This window comes from uncultured Pseudoramibacter sp. (assembly GCF_903789625.1).
GTDB classification, from domain to species: domain Bacteria; phylum Bacillota; class Clostridia; order Eubacteriales; family Eubacteriaceae; genus Pseudoramibacter; species Pseudoramibacter fermentans.
The window spans coordinates 83,862-96,639 of record NZ_CAIFFF010000002.1 but is presented as its reverse complement, the minus strand read 5'-3'; the positions used below and the strand labels follow the sequence as shown (position 1 = coordinate 96,639).

Genomic DNA, 12,778 nt, shown 5'->3' with positions numbered 1-12,778 from the left:
GAAATCGTTTCTATTCAGCAGAAAATGTGGTAAAATATAATCAAGCATATGAATAGAGGAGGCAAATTCAATGAGCAGCGATGCACCTAAGCCAATTTTAAAATTCAAAATCATTCAGGATGGTCCGGATGAATTTGTAGATATGGAAGTAAAAGATTTTCAGTTTAAAAAGGGAGGCACAGGGATTTGCCCAAAATGCGGGGGTGAAACAAAAGCAGTTGGACACGACTGGACTTGCGAAGCCTGCGGTTTAAAACTGAATGGACCTATTTTTTAATATGAATCGCTCTAAAGACTTTCTTGTGTTTTCATAAGGAAGTCTTTTGTTTTGTGTTATATTATTTAGAAAATCAATAAAAGGGAGTTAGTGCAGTGCGATTTATCGGCCGTAAGCAGGAATTAAAGCAGTTAACGGAAGCTTGGAAAAAAGAAGATGCGTTGATTCTCATCACAGGACGCCCCCGTTTCGGAAAAACGAGCTTGATTAAGGAATTTGTCAAAGATAAGAATCACCTATATTTTGAAGTGGGGCCACAATCTGACCGTCTCAATCGCGTGGCTTTTGAGCGGGTTTTTAAGTCTCATTTTGGTATTCAAGCCCCGTCTTCTGAGATGAGCGCAATGGAATGGCTGGAACTATTTAGACTTTACTCGGAGAAAACAGAAGACGGCGGGAAAATACTCGTTATTGACAATTTTGATCAGCTTTATTTTGAAAACAAATCGTTTTTGAAGATCTTTAAAAAAGCGTGGCAAAAATACTTTAAGACCAATGGGGTAACAGTGATTGCTGCGGCGCGGGAGGCGAGCTGGAATAGGATTTTACAGTCAGAACACAGCGCAAAAAAAATCTGGACCGATCAAATCCATTTGTCGGCGATGTCTTTTACCGAAATGATGTCGGAATATCCCCATCACGATTTCAATCAGCTGATGATTGTTTACGCCATTACAGGCGGTGTTCCAGGGTATTGGCATTTCTTTAATCACTGTGTCAATATCAAACAAATCAAAAAATCGATTTTGCAGAATATCCTCAATCCTTATGGAAAGCTGTTTGCTGAAGTAGCGAATCTGCTGGAGACAGAGGTCTGGCGTCCTAACGCTTATCATGCTATCCTGTCGTCAATCACAATGGGACAGAAAACATTAGAACAAATTAAAGACACAACCGGATATAAAAAACCGGATGTGAAAAAAATGCTGATCCATTTAGAAGAATTAGGCTATATTGAGGCGGCTTCTTTTTTGCAAGCTAAAAAGCGTTTGCAAAAAGCGAATAAGCAATACCAGATCGCGCAGCCTTTTATCGATTTTTGGTATACGTTCGTGTTCCCCGAATACAGTCTGCTCAAAGATGATCCTCAGTATTATAAGCGGCACACACTGTCTGGCATGATTCCGTACATTCAGAAATGGTTCAATAAAATTTTGATTGAAATGCTTCAAAAGGCTTCGATGAAAAAGAAAATTGGATTAGAAATTGATGAAGTTGGTGCATACACAGAAAACGATCAGTGGATTCCGATTTTAGCACTTGACCACACCAATCACAAAATGTTCATCGCGGATTGCGTTTACGATACAAATGCCTACGCCAAGTCGGATTTTGAAAAATTCAAAGAAAAAAGCAGTACGCTGGAATTTCTCAATAAAAAATACAGCACCTATGAATGTGTATACGGCGTGTTCTCTGTCTATCCATTTGAAAAAGATTTGCTCGATTACGCATTGGAAACACCGAATTTATTCTTGTTCAATGGCTTAACACTCTATTCACTTAAATAATCATAAAAAAAGTTCTGAAAAAAATTTCAGAACTTTTATTTTAAATTGGCAAAACGTTCAACAGCTTTTGTAAAACTCGCGATGGTTTTATCCGCGTCTCCGTGTTGAATGCCATCTTTGACACAGTGCTGAAGATGCCCTTCTAGAATGATTTGACCAACCTTATGCATTGCGGATTTTACCGCGTTGACTTGTGAGAGAATATCTTCGCACGGAATATCTTCGTCAATCATGCGGTCGATGGCTCGGACCTGACCTTCTATCTTGCTGAGTCTTCGATGCAGATTTGCAGAATCCATACATTGTTTCATATTATTATCACCATAATTCATTTAGATTTCTTTCATTATAACAAGAATCAAAAAGATTGTAAATTGAGAAAGAAAACCAAACATGGTATAATAATTATTATTTTCAGTATACTTAATTTAATCGGTATTGAAATTTACATATTATAATCGGTGAGACGATGAAAAATCATTTAACGCTTCGGGAATTGTCGGAAGACGATAAGCCTAGAGAAAAAATCACCCGTCATGGGGCAAGCTTATTAAGCAATGCGGAGTTGATCGCCGTGATCATCGGCTCTGGCCAGAGAAATATGACGGCTGTTGAATTAGGACAGAGGCTCTTGAATTTTTACGACAGCGATTTAGAGCGGCTGCACAAGGTTTCCGTTGATGAGCTTTGTCAAAACGAGGAGCTCAAGGGAATTGGAGAAGCTAAGGCTTGTAAAATCATCGCAGCTTTAGAGCTAGGTAGCCGCGTTAAGCATCAGAAAAAAACGATGGTTCAAATTAAATGCCCAATGGATGCTGCCGCCTATTTAAGTCAAGAGATGTTTGGCTACGAGCGGGAACACTTTGTAATTCTGCTGCTGAACACAAAAAATATGGTTTTTAAGACAGAATTGATTTCTGTGGGGACAGTCAACGCCTCTCTGGTTCATCCGCGGGAGGTTTTTAATCCTGCGGTCCGACAAAGGGCTACGTCCATTATTCTGGCCCACAATCATCCTTCTGGAGACACCACGCCCAGCAGCAATGATATCGAATTGACAGAGCGGCTGGTTCAGGCAGGAAAGCTATTAGGGATTGAAGTCCTCGATCATGTCGTAGTTTCAGATTGTGCCGAAGATTATTTTAGCTTTAAAGAACACGATTATTTTTAGGAAAATTTAAAAATCAATTGATTTAATATACAAGATGCCATAAAATATTCCAGTGAATACATACAAAAATTTTAATCAATACAAATACATCTGTAAGACGGATACGCCGGTTCCATTGAAGCGATATTTAAAAGAGAAGTACGCTTATTCCAGCCGGCTCATGACGAGAATTATCCGAGAAGGAGAGATGTCAGTTAACGGAAAACCGTGCTGGTCGACGGATCTTGTCAAAAATGGCGATGAGATTTTCATCCAAATGCCGACAGAACACGTCGATCTTACACCGACTTCAGGTCCACTGGATATTCTATATGAGGATGACGAAATTCTGGCTGTCAATAAAGACGCCGGCGTTGTAACGCATCCTACAAAAAGTCACGGCACCGATACGTTGGGAAACAGAGTGGCGGCGTACTTTATCGAAACCCATCAGCCGGCCAAGGTTAGGTTTATCAGCCGCTTGGATATGGATACTTCGGGTATGATTTTAATTGCAAAAAATAAATACGTTCAACATTTTTTGCAGTCTCATCAGACCATTGAAAAATCGAAAAAATATTACACGGCTTTTGTGAATGGCTGTCCGGTTCCGTTTTCAGGTAAAATTGACCTGCCCATTGGACTGGAATCAGAGGATGGTATTCGCCGGGTAGTTCGGGCTGACGGCAAACCTTCAGTGACGCGGTATCAAGTTTTGGAGACGTACGGGCAAAAGCAGTATTCAAAAGTTAGACTGCTTTTAGAGACTGGACGGACTCATCAAATCCGCGTACATTTGTCACACATTGGCTGCCCGATTATTGGCGATCATCTTTACAATCCGATTGAACAGGATCTTGGAATTGCCAGAACGGCGCTGCATTCCAGTGAAATGCGGACAACACTTCCCAAAAAGGGGAATATCACAATCATTGCACCATTAAAAGCTGATTTATTGGCTTTGGAAAATAGATTAAAAAGTCTTTAGGACTGGGGATAGGTATGGAAGAAGATAAGAAAAACAATCCACAAGATCAATCAAAAGAAAATCAAAAGCACTTTTCGTTCAAAGGCTTTAAGGGATTAAAACCTTCCGATCAGGCTTCAGATGTGGATTCATCGCAGACACCAGAAGAAAAAGAGATTGAAGAGGTATTGGATTCAAACAATATCGAACAGGCAGATGTTGGCGCAACCATTGAAACATTAGCACCAACGACGACTGATGGAGAAAAGCAGAATCAATCGGATGACGAAGCTGCGTTATCTGACTTTGATCAAGCGGCTGACGCACATCAGACTGATCCGTTAGATGCTAGTCAAGTCGATCAGGATGTCGAAGAAATCATGACGCAAATGGAGGAAGAGGCTGAACAAGAACTCTCTGCGCCAGAAAACAAACAGGCAGAAGCGAAAAGTCAAGCCGTTTCTCAAGATATGCCTTCACAAAAAGATTCTGAAGCGCCTGTGAAACGTAAGCGTCAGGGACTTCCAAGAAGGAACAAAAAATCTAACGAAACTTCAGGAAGAGTCGATCAAATCGAAGCAGGCGCTTACGATTCAAAGCTTCACGAGATTGACAGCATGAGCATGAAGAGTAAGAAGAAAACAACCAATCGTCGTCAAAATCGAAGCGACGCTAAAACGCTTAAAACGGCAAAGAAAACCAATGGTGGCCTGCCGAGCCGGAAACGCAAGCGGAAAAAATTCAAAGTCTGGCAAAAGGTGCTGATTATCCTCGCTGTTCTTTTTGTAGCTGGGTCAGCCGGTATTTTTGCTATGTATCAGCGGAACCGCGTCGATATTTCAGACTATAAATACAGAGAAAAACAAAAAACACAAATTATTTCTGCAGACAATCAAGTGATTGCAGAATTGTACACGGAAAATCGAACTTACGTTTCGCTCAATCAAATTCCGGACAATATGAAAAATGCCTTAATCGCCACGGAAGACAGTCGTTTTTACGATCACGGGGGCGTTGATTATTATGGGATTGCCCGGTCTATTGTCTTCAATTTGCTCCATCGGAATACGAGAAGCCAAGGGGCCAGTACGTTGACACAACAGCTGGCTAGAACATTGTTCCTGCCGGATATCTCGACTGAACAGACAATGAGCGATTCGATTAATCGTAAATTCAAGGAAATTTCCATTGCCAGACAGTTAGACAAGAAATATTCTAAGAATCAGATCTTGGAAATGTATTTGAATGAAACCTATTTTGGCTCATCCGCGTATGGGATCGAAGAAGCGGCTAAAACCTATTTTGGCAAAGACATTTGGGATTGCGATTTGGCTGAATGTGCGATGCTTGCTGGTCTGCCGCAGGCGCCATCCGGTTACGCACCGAATGTCCATTACGATGCGGCTAAAAAACGGCAGGGCGAGGTTCTTGATCGAATGGTGAGTGTGGGGTACATTACGAAAGCCCAAGCTAAGCAAGCCAAGGCAGAACAAGTCAATGTCGTTAAGTGGGATGCATCGAGATTAAATAACCAAGTCACCGAAGGTTACGAAAAATTTGTCAACAAAGCGCTTCAGCAATATGCCGAAGCGGTTGCACCGAACGTGATGAAGCGTCAGGGCATTTCGAAGAAAGAAGCCATTAAATACACGCGGACGCAGGTGTCCAGCGGTGGTTACAAAATCTATACGACCATCAACACGGGTATGCAGAGCGACGCGATGAAAGTCGCACTTAGCAAATATCCGGAAGGCAGCGGCACGACAACAGCAATTGTCACGCTTGATCAGGATGGCTCCGTCAGAGCGTATTACGGCGGCAACACGCAAATCGATATGTGTAATACCGCTAGACAGCCAGGGTCCAACATTAAACCGCTGTATTACAGTGCCGCGATTGATAAAGGCATCTTCACAGCAACTTCTCAGCTTCACAATTACGGGACATACGGCAACTGGACGCCGAGAGCCGAAGGCGGCGGAAGCACAGTTGACTTGACCACAGCATTGGTTAAGTCGCTCAACCCACCGGCAGCTTACGTTTTCTATACGGTTGGTGTCAATGAATCGGTCGATTGGATGAAGACGATGGGCATCACGACTTTCCAATCTAGCGATTACAATATCAATACTTGTGTCGGCGGGATGTTGTATGGGATTAAGCCGATTGAAATGGCGGCAGCCTTTAATATTTTCAATAATAACGGCATTTACAATCAGCCGAAGTTTGTGACGAAAGTGGTGAATAGTAATGGCAGCACCGTCTTTACGAGTTCAGATTTAAATCTGGATACCCATCAAGTAATGAAATCCTCGACAGCGTCGACGATGAAGACGATTCTGCGCAAGGTCGTTACAAGCGGGACTGGGACTAATGCGAATGTATACGGCACTGCCGGTAAAACAGGGACCACGGATTCCGGAAAGGATTTGTGGTTCACAGGAATGACCGGTAATTTAACTACAGCCGTTTGGACAGGTAACCTGGACAACAAAGCGATCGGCGGATACGGTGCCACTTCCGCGGCGACCTATGGAAGCTATATGAAAGCTTTGGGTTCAGATAAATTAATTACTGGTCTCCAGTAAGCGGACATAAAAATTTAAGTATGACCCTGCCGACGTTACGGCAGGGTTTTTTTGAGGGAAAAAATGAATCAAAGTGAAATTAACGAAACGTTGAAAATTCTCCAGGATGTTTATGGGACGCAAAAATGTGGATTAGATTTTAATTCGCCCTATGAATTATTAATTGCGACGATGCTTTCTGCACAGTGCACAGATGTTCGCGTGAACAAGGTGACAGCTGAATTATTTAAGGACTACAATACACCTGAAAAAATGCTGTCGCTGACTGAAGGAGAACTGCGGGAAAAAATCAAATCCTGCGGTTTATCCAACACCAAGGCAAAGAATATATTGAAGACGAGTCATCTTTTGCTCTCTGAATTCGGCGGAGAAGTGCCCAAAACGATGAAGGAGCTGACTTCTCTGCCAGGAGTTGGGCGAAAAACGGCCAATGTCGTGATGAGTAACGCCTTTGGAATTCCAGCTATTGCAGTTGATACCCATGTTTTTCGCGTGTCAAATCGGCTGGGACTGGCGAAAGGGAAAAATGTCTTAGAGATTGAAAAGGGATTAAGGCAGAATCTTCCCGAATCCCGGTGGTCATCTGCCCACCATCAATTAATTTGGCACGGCCGAAAAATTTGTTCTGCGCGAAATCCAAAATGCGAAGTATGTCCGCTGGCACATCTTTGTGAAACGCAGAAGCTTGAGCATTCACAGTCAAACTTGAAATAACGTATCATTTACGATAAAATGGACGCATTACGTTAAACAATCTTATTACTGAAAGGTCTGAAATATAGCTGATGAAAAAGGAAATGTCCAAGGTTTACGAACCAGACGAAGTCGAAAATCGTATCTATTCCTGGTGGAGAGAAAAGGGATATTTTAAGCCGGAGGTTCATCCGAACGGTAAACCCTATACGATTATTATGCCGCCTCCAAATATTACAGGGCAGCTGCATATGGGCCACGCATTTGACGATACGCTTCAGGATGCGCTGATCCGCTACAAAAGAATGCAGGGCTACGCCGCACTTTGGGTGCCAGGTATGGACCACGCAAGTATTGCAACGGAAGTTAAGGTCTTAAATAGCATTAAGGAAAAGGAAAACCGATCAAAAAGTGATTTAACTCGGGAAGAATTTTTGAAATACGCTTGGGATTGGGCGAATTTTTACCGAAACCGCATCCGCAAGCAGGTCACAAAGCTCGGTGCATCCTGCGATTGGGATCGGGAACGTTTTACGATGGATGAAGGGTGTTCAAAAGCTGTTAAAGCGACTTTTGTCCGCCTATACAATAAAGGTCTCATTTACAAGGGAACGCGCATTATCAATTGGTGCCCAGACTGTCAGACGGCTTTGTCCGACGCGGAAGTTGAATACGAAGAAGAACACGGGCATTTATGGCATATCCGCTATCCCTTTGCCGATGGAAACGGCGAAGTGGTCATTGCGACAACTCGGCCGGAAACACTTCTCGGCGACTCCGGTGTAGCTGTGAATCCGAACGATGAACGCTATAAGGATTTAGTTGGCCGGAAGGTGATTCTGCCAATTGTCAATAAAGAAATTCCTGTCGTTGCTGACGACTATGTCGATATGGAATTTGGTACAGGCGTTGTTAAGATGACCCCTGCACACGACCCGAATGACTACGAAGTGGGCAAGCGTCACAATCTTGAAGAAATCAAGATTATGAATGACGACGGGACGATGAACGAACACTGTGGAAAATACGCAGGCATGGACCGTTACGAATGCCGCAAAGCCATATTAAAGGACCTGGAAGAACAAGGCTATCTTGTCAAGACAGAAGAACACGTTCACAATGTCGGACATTGCTACAGATGCCACACGACGGTTGAAACGATGACCAGTGAACAGTGGTTTGTCCGCATGAAAGATTTAGCAAAACCGGCGATTGATGCTGTGCGCGAAGGAAAAACCCAATTTATTCCAAAGCGTTTCTCTAAAATTTATTTCAATTGGATGGAAAATATCAGAGATTGGTGTATTTCCAGACAATTATGGTGGGGCCACCAAATTCCAGCATGGACCTGCAGCGATTGCGGTGAAATGATTGTCAGTGAAGAAACGCCGGAAGTCTGCCCGAAATGCGGCGGTCATCACTTAAAACAGGAAGAAGATGTCCTGGATACTTGGTTCTCATCTGCCCTTTGGCCCTTTTCAACGCTGGGCTGGCCAGAAGACACCGCCGATCTTGAAAAATTCTATCCTAACAATGTCTTGGTGACAGGGTACGATATTATCTTCTTCTGGGTTGCCAGAATGATTTTCATGGGAATCGATACGATGGGTGAACCACCGTTTTCCGATGTCTATATCCACGGTTTAATCCGCGATGCACAGGGACGCAAAATGAGCAAATCGCTGGGCAACGGGATTGATCCTCTGGAAGTTATTCGCGATTATTCTGCCGATGCGATGCGTTTTGCCATTCTCACAGGCAATTCTGCGGGGAATGATATCAGATGGACGCAGGATAAAATCGAATCCAGCCGAAATTTCCTAAATAAGATTTGGAACGCGGCCCGCTTTGTGATGATGTACATGGACGACGATATTGGACTCGATTTGTCCAAGGTTTCCCTTGAATCGGCGGACAAGTGGATTTTGAGCCGGATGAACCAGATTATTCGCGAAGTCACAGCGAATATTGACAAATACGAATTGGGCATCGCCGCGCAGAAGGTTTACGATTTTGCGTGGAATGAATTCTGCGACTGGTATATTGAATTTGTAAAACCGCGTTTGAATGGCGACGATCAGGACAGCCGGCGCGCGGCATTAACGGTTTTGAACGTGGTGCTTCAGAATATATTAAAAATGCTCCACCCGTTTATTCCGTTTATTACAGAAGAAATTTATCATTACTTACCGGGAGCGGGTGAAGCGCTGATTATCGCAAGTTGGCCGGAAGCAGACCCAGCTTACGATTTCCCTGAAGAGGAAGCACAGATTCGCTACTTAATGGGAATTATCCGTGCGCTTCGGAAAATTCGAAAAGAATCGAATATTCCAAACAAGAAAAAGGCCGCTTTGTTTATTACGACAGAAAACCAGAAGGATGTCGATGTCTTATCGAATGCCCTTGATACGCTTGATAAAATGGCCGGTGTTGAATCGATTCAAAAAATCGGACAAGATGAAATACGAGAAGATTTTGTCTCAGCGGTTGTGGAAGATTCGACCATTTACCTCGCACTCAACGATTTGGTTGACAAGGCAAAGGAACTCGAACGTCTGAATCGAGAAAAAGAAAAGATTGAAAAAGATCTGAAAAAGACGAGCGGGAAGTTAAGCAACGAAAAATTCCTTGCCAATGCGCCTACGGCGGTTGTTGAAAAGGAACGTCAAAAAGATCAGGAAAACCAAGACAAACTGGCACAGGTTGTCGCACGAATTAATGCTTTAAAAGCTTGACAGTTTTAAATTGTTTTGGTAAACTTGCACCGTTAAAAGTTTAAAGGGGAGTAACTCACCTTCGTTCAGTCGTCATTTCGAGCGTTAGCTCCGGTTGAACGCAAAAAGTTTTTTTGCGAGTAAGACCTTTATTCGGAAGCAATCCGGATAAGGGTCTTTTATTTTTATCCGGAACTTATTTCACTTAAAGGAGAAAACATGGGAAAACAAAAATCAATACGGTACGATTTGATGGATGACCGCAGCTTTGATCAGGCTCTCAAAATCGATCGCGAGAAAGGGCTCAATGAGCGGGAAGTTCAGGCACGACGTCTGGAATACGGGAAGAATGAACTCGCTGAGGGCAAAAAAGTCAGCCTATTTAGAAAATTTATCGATCAATTTAGAGATTTCCTGATTCTTGTTTTGATGGCAGCTGCCATTATATCAGGCGCACTAGGTGAAGTATCGGATGCTATTCTGATCTTATTGATTGTGGTTCTCAACGCCATCATCGGCGTAGTTCAGGAAAACAAAGCGGAATCCGCGATGGCCTCACTTAAAAAAATGACGGTACATGAAGCCAAAGTCATCCGCAGCGGGGTGCATCAAGTTGTCCGATCAGAAGAACTGGTGCCTGGCGACATTGTTCTGCTGGAGGCGGGAGATGCCGTACCAGCCGATGGCCGTTTAATTGAAGTAGCGGGCCTGAAAGTGCAGGAATCTGCACTGACAGGGGAATCGGTTCCCGTTGAGAAAACATTAAGCGGTGAGTTTAACGAATCAACACCCTTAGCGGATCGGACGAACATGGTTTACATGCATTCTTCAGTCACTTATGGCCGAGGTACATTTGTTGTCACGGCGACTGGGATGGATACGGAAATCGGAAAGATTGCCGGCATGATTCAGAACACAGAATCTCAGGCAACGCCGCTGACGCAGAATATCAATCAATTGGGAAAAACGTTGGGACTTGCCGCTTTGATTTGCTGTGGTGTCGTCTTTGTAGTAGGGCTGCTCCGCGGCGGCAATCCGCTGGAAATGTTTTTGACCGCGGTATCTTTGGCAGTCGCGGCAATTCCAGAAGGGCTTCCGGCCATTGTGACTGTCGTGCTGGCCCTGGGAACAACCCGTCTCGCTAAGAAAAATGCGATTGTCAGAAAGTTGCCCGCCGTCGAAACTCTTGGGTGTGCCTCAGTCATCTGCACGGATAAAACGGGGACGTTAACCCAGAATCGGATGACGATCAAAAAAGTCTACGCGAATGAAGGGATTATTGACGCGGAGGCCATTAAGGAAGACGGTTTTACGCCGTCGGAAAAATTTGTCGTCCGGATTGGCGAATTGTGCAACGACGCGCAAATCATTAAGGATCCTGAAAAGCCAGTTGAAGTGGGGGATCCGACTGAAGTCGCGATGGTCGATTATGCAGACCGTTTAGGATTTGAAAAAAATATTAACATCAAGGAAGCACCCCGAGTGGGCGAGCTGCCATTCGATTCAGACCGCAAATTGATGACGACGGTGCACCATTATCACGACACTTATTTGAGCTTCACTAAAGGTGCGCCGGACTGCCTGTTGGCAAAATGCACACATTATTTAAAAGGATATGAAATTCTCGAGCTTACGCCGGAACGTCGGAAAGAAATTCTTTCGGCAAACGATACGTTAGCCAATGATTCATACCGCGTTTTGGGATATGCGTTCCAGCAATATCAGGAAAAACCGCCAATTTCAGAAGACAAGTTGGAAAATGGATTGATTTTTGCGGGACTTACCGGCATGATCGATCCGCCAAGGGAAGAAGTTCGGGATTCCGTCAGAGATTGTCATCAGGCTGGCATCAAAACCGTGATGATTACGGGCGATCACAAGCAGACGGCCGTTGCCATTGCTCGAGATCTTGAAATATTTAAGGACGGAGATCTGGCACTTTCGGGAACAGAATTGGACCAGCTGACAGATCAGGAACTGGACGATGTAATCGCGCGCGTCAGCGTCTACGCCAGAGTATCGCCGGAGGATAAGGTGCGGATCGTTCAGGCTTGGCAGCGACACGGTGATGTTGTCGCGATGACTGGAGACGGCGTCAACGACGCGCCAGCACTTAAACGGGCTGATATCGGCTGCGCGATGGGGATTACCGGGACAGACGTGTCAAAAGAAGCCGCGGATATGATCCTGACCGACGATAATTTTTCGACAATTGTCTCAGCCGTTAAAGAGGGCCGTGGCATTTACGACAATATCAAAAAGGCCGTTCATTTTCTGCTCTCCTGCAATATCGCAGAAATTTTGGTTATTTTTGTCGCGACGCTGATTGGACTGCCTCAGCCGCTGGTACCGGTCCATATTTTGTGGATCAATTTGGTGACAGACAGTCTGCCGGCTTTAGCACTTGGTATGGAAAAACAGAGCGACGACGTCATGAAAGAAAAACCGAGACGGAAAGGCGACAGCATCTTCGCTCATGGACTTGGCGGCCGGATCATTTTTCAAGGGATCGTGTTGTTCCTCATCTCTTTGATCGTGTTTGTCACTGCAGAAAAAACGTACGGTCTTGATGTAGGGCGCACCATGGTCTTTTGTGTGCTGGGCTTATCACAGCTGGCCCATCTATTGAATGTACGCAGCGAAAAACAATCAGCATTTAAGCATCTTTTCACAAACCGCTACCTTTGGGGCGCGATGGCCATTTCTGTTTGCGTGCAGCTGATCGTCATTCTGATTCCTGCGCTGCATCCATTCTTTACGGTGACGGCGCTCAATGCAGTGCAGTGGGTGACAGTTGTTCTCGCTTCTGTCGCACCGCTTGCGGTGGTCGAAATTACTAAGGCGATTCAGAAAGCCAGAGCATAAAAAGGAAATAAGC

General features: G+C 44.2%; 9 protein-coding genes. 8 read left to right on the top strand and 1 reads right to left on the bottom strand.

Features of this window, described 5'->3' with window-relative positions:
• The first annotated feature begins 70 nt into the window (after positions 1–70).
• Both QZX60_RS01715 and QZX60_RS01710 read left to right on the top strand, forming a co-directional pair.
• A complete protein-coding gene (locus tag QZX60_RS01715; RefSeq protein ID WP_295360669.1) occupies positions 71–277 on the top strand; it encodes a hypothetical protein in 207 nt (68 codons plus the stop codon).
• A 95-nt stretch (positions 278–372) separates the two neighbouring features.
• Positions 373–1,788, top strand: a complete 1,416-nt coding sequence (locus QZX60_RS01710; RefSeq protein WP_295360667.1) for an ATP-binding protein — start codon at positions 373–375, stop codon at positions 1,786–1,788.
• A 35-nt stretch (positions 1,789–1,823) separates the two neighbouring features.
• Here the strand turns inward: QZX60_RS01710 and QZX60_RS01705 are convergent, their stop codons facing one another.
• Positions 1,824–2,099, bottom strand: a complete 276-nt coding sequence (locus QZX60_RS01705; protein WP_295360947.1) for a metal-sensing transcriptional repressor — start codon at positions 2,097–2,099, stop codon at positions 1,824–1,826.
• A gap of 158 nt (positions 2,100–2,257) precedes the next feature.
• On the opposite strand from QZX60_RS01705, the gene radC reads away from it, so the two are divergent.
• From radC to QZX60_RS01675, 6 genes are all read left to right on the top strand, one after another.
• Positions 2,258–2,959 (top strand): DNA repair protein RadC, encoded by a 702-nt coding sequence (radC, locus tag QZX60_RS01700; protein WP_295360665.1) that lies wholly within the window; start codon positions 2,258–2,260, stop codon positions 2,957–2,959.
• 52 nt (positions 2,960–3,011) lie between these two features.
• Positions 3,012–3,926, top strand: coding sequence for an RluA family pseudouridine synthase (locus QZX60_RS01695; protein WP_295360663.1), 915 nt, complete (start codon positions 3,012–3,014; stop codon positions 3,924–3,926).
• 14 nt (positions 3,927–3,940) lie between these two features.
• Positions 3,941–6,493, top strand: coding sequence for a transglycosylase domain-containing protein (locus QZX60_RS01690; RefSeq protein ID WP_295360661.1), 2,553 nt, complete (start codon positions 3,941–3,943; stop codon positions 6,491–6,493).
• Between the two features lie 63 nt (positions 6,494–6,556).
• Positions 6,557–7,207 carry an endonuclease III gene (gene nth, locus QZX60_RS01685; RefSeq protein ID WP_295360659.1) on the top strand — a complete coding sequence of 217 codons (651 nt, stop codon included), beginning with the start codon at positions 6,557–6,559 and terminating at the stop codon, positions 7,205–7,207.
• Positions 7,208–7,278: 71 nt separating this feature from the next.
• Complete coding sequence (locus tag QZX60_RS01680; RefSeq protein WP_295360657.1) at positions 7,279–9,921, top strand: valine--tRNA ligase; 2,643 nt, start codon at positions 7,279–7,281, stop codon at positions 9,919–9,921.
• Positions 9,922–10,119: 198 nt separating this feature from the next.
• Positions 10,120–12,765, top strand: coding sequence for a calcium-translocating P-type ATPase, PMCA-type (locus tag QZX60_RS01675; protein ID WP_295360655.1), 2,646 nt, complete (start codon positions 10,120–10,122; stop codon positions 12,763–12,765).
• Positions 12,766–12,778: the final 13 nt, after the last annotated feature.

What these genes read in the sequence shown, in the direction of transcription:
- QZX60_RS01715 (WP_295360669.1), top strand. Translation starts at nt 71, where the DNA reads ATGAGCAGCGATGCACCTAAGCCAATTTTAAAATTCAAAATCATTCAG.
- QZX60_RS01705 (WP_295360947.1), bottom strand. Translation starts at nt 2,099, where the DNA reads ATGAAACAATGTATGGATTCTGCAAATCTGCATCGAAGACTCAGCAAG.
- radC (WP_295360665.1), top strand. Translation starts at nt 2,258, where the DNA reads ATGAAAAATCATTTAACGCTTCGGGAATTGTCGGAAGACGATAAGCCT.
- QZX60_RS01690 (WP_295360661.1), top strand. Translation starts at nt 3,941, where the DNA reads ATGGAAGAAGATAAGAAAAACAATCCACAAGATCAATCAAAAGAAAAT.
- nth (WP_295360659.1), top strand. Translation starts at nt 6,557, where the DNA reads ATGAATCAAAGTGAAATTAACGAAACGTTGAAAATTCTCCAGGATGTT.
- QZX60_RS01680 (WP_295360657.1), top strand. Translation starts at nt 7,279, where the DNA reads ATGAAAAAGGAAATGTCCAAGGTTTACGAACCAGACGAAGTCGAAAAT.
- QZX60_RS01675 (WP_295360655.1), top strand. Translation starts at nt 10,120, where the DNA reads ATGGGAAAACAAAAATCAATACGGTACGATTTGATGGATGACCGCAGC.